1 pseudogene is annotated in these 428 nt (G+C 39.0%); it reads left to right on the top strand.

The annotated features are described in order from the left end of the window. Nucleotides 1-202: 202 nt before the first annotated feature. Nucleotides 203-428 (top strand): annotated as a pseudogene (locus tag J7R05_RS08325) (AtpZ/AtpI family protein); the annotation flags it as partial.

Here is a 428-nt window from a genome sequence, read left to right as displayed (position 1 = left end):
GGAAACACATTATTTGCGGGTGAAGCTGGATTATTTTAAGGTGTATTAGTAATTGGGTGCATAAGATTGAAAAACATGTTATTTATGCGATAAATTGTGATAGATTTCTTTTAGCGTCTTGACGAATAAGTTCAGGAACAATATGATGCTTACGGTTTTATGAGATACATTTTTACTTTGCATTTTGACTAAGGAGCCAATTATGGCGGAGGGCGGTAGACCCGTTGTGCCACGGGAGGGAGCTGAAGAAAAAGAGCAAGGAGACTTCTTTAATTCAGAGGATTTAGAATTTCGGAGTAAGAATTTAGGTAGAGCTTTAATGCGTAAGAAAGCATTAAAGAAGCGGGAGTATGGGAATGAGGTGGAAAAGCAACAAGGGAAGATGGCGCATGCAATTAAGCTTTCCAGTGAGTTTCTGGCGAGTATTA

The sequence above is a fragment of the Bartonella capreoli genome (assembly GCF_902813205.1).
Lineage (GTDB): Bacteria > Pseudomonadota > Alphaproteobacteria > Rhizobiales > Rhizobiaceae > Bartonella > Bartonella schoenbuchensis.
Note: the sequence above shows the minus strand (reverse complement) of the source record. Positions and strands in the feature narration are given on the sequence as shown.